This is a genomic window from Kitasatospora putterlickiae, assembly GCF_039527695.1.
GTDB lineage: Bacteria > Actinomycetota > Actinomycetes > Streptomycetales > Streptomycetaceae > Kitasatospora > Kitasatospora putterlickiae.
The window spans coordinates 19,154-20,662 of record NZ_BAAAKJ010000063.1; the positions used below are offsets into that span (position 1 = coordinate 19,154).

2 protein-coding genes are annotated in these 1,509 nt (G+C 70.4%); both read right to left on the minus strand.

The annotated features are described in order from the left end of the window. On the minus strand, positions 1-398 hold a 398-nt coding region (locus ABD308_RS07335), incomplete at its 3' end, for an LbetaH domain-containing protein (RefSeq protein WP_486327011.1). 58 nt (positions 399-456) lie between these two features. Continuing rightward, on the minus strand, positions 457-1,509 hold a 1,053-nt coding region (locus ABD308_RS07340; protein ID WP_425554715.1), incomplete at its 5' end, for an LCP family protein.

The following is a 1,509-nucleotide window of genomic DNA, read 5'->3' on the forward strand; positions in this document are numbered from 1 at the left end:
GCCCAGACCTCGCCCGGCCCGGTGGAGCGGGTCAGGACGGCGTTGGCGCCCACGACGGTGCCCGCGCCGACGGTCAGCACGCCCTCCTTGCAGACCACCTTGGCCCCCGCGCACAGCACCGCGCCGTCCTCCACCACCACCCGCCGCATCGCGCTCCGCTCCTGCGGCACCCAGGGGTCGGCCCGCCCGACGGTCACGCCGTTGTACAGCGTCACCCCGGCGCCGAGCGTGGTGTACGGGTGCAGCACGGTGCCGAAGCCCCGGTGGAACACGATGAGGCCGGGCCCGATCTCGGCGGCGGCCGGCACCTCCATCCCGTACAACGCGAGCGCCTCCTGGACCAGGCGGCCCAGGAGACGGTGACGGCGGCGGTAGATCAGCGCGGTGACGAGTGACATCCACCCATTGTGTCGACGACGTCACGGCGAGTCACGTACGCCCACGACCGCTTCGCGGCTACTTCACGTCCGGCACGGCGGTGTCGTTCTTGAAGGCGTCGAACACCTGCTTGGCCTTCGCGGTGTCCCACTTCACCGCCGACTCCCCGGTGTTGGTCTTGAAGTCCGGGTTGGCGATCGGCACGGTGATGCTCTTGCCGCTGCCGCCGTTGACGTCCTTCATGGCGAGGAACAGCGAGCCCAGGTCGGTCAGCCCGGCGTCCTCGTCGACGATCAGCGTGCCGAGGCCCGAGGAGACCAGCGGGTAGAAGGTGAACGGGTTGAGCACGGTGGCCGGCGAGGCCGCCTGCTTGGCCAGCGCGCCGAGGAACTTCTGCTGGTTGCGCATCCGGCCGAGGTCCTGGTCGGCCATCTGGTGGCGCTGGCGGACGAAGGCCAGCGCCTGGGTGCCGTTGAGGTTCTGGCAGCCCGCCTTGAGGTCGAGCCCGGAGTCCTTGTCCTTGACGTCCTGCTCGATGCACATGTCCACGCCGCCGACCGAGTCGACGATGCCCACGAAGCCGGCGAAGCCGATCTCGGCGTAGTGGTCGATGCGGATGCCGGTGTTCGTCTCGACGGTCTGCGCGAGCAGCTTGCCGCCGCCCGTCGCGAACGCCGAATTGATCTTCGCGGTGGTCGACTTGACGGGCTTGCCGTTCTCGCCGGTGTGCTCGGGGATCGGCACCCAGGAGTCGCGCGGGATGCTCATCAGGGTGTTCCCGCTGTCCCCGACGTGCAGGATCATCATCGAGTCGCTGCGCTTGCCGCCCGCGTGGCCGGTGTGCAGGTCCTCCTCCTGGGAGTCGGACAGGCCGTTGCGGCTGTCGGAGCCGACGATCAGCCAGTTGGTGCCCTTGCCCGCGGCCGGACGGCCGGGGTAGTCGGCGAGCACCTTCTCGTGGTTGAGCTTGGAGTCCGCCCAGAACCAGGTGGAGACGGCGGTGACCATCAGGGCGATCAGCACGCCGAAGACCGACCACTTGACGATCCGGCGCCGGGGCCAGCGCGAGGGCCGGGCTCCGGCGGGGGCCTGCGGACCGCCGGGAGGTATCGGCCCGCGCGGCGCTCCCGG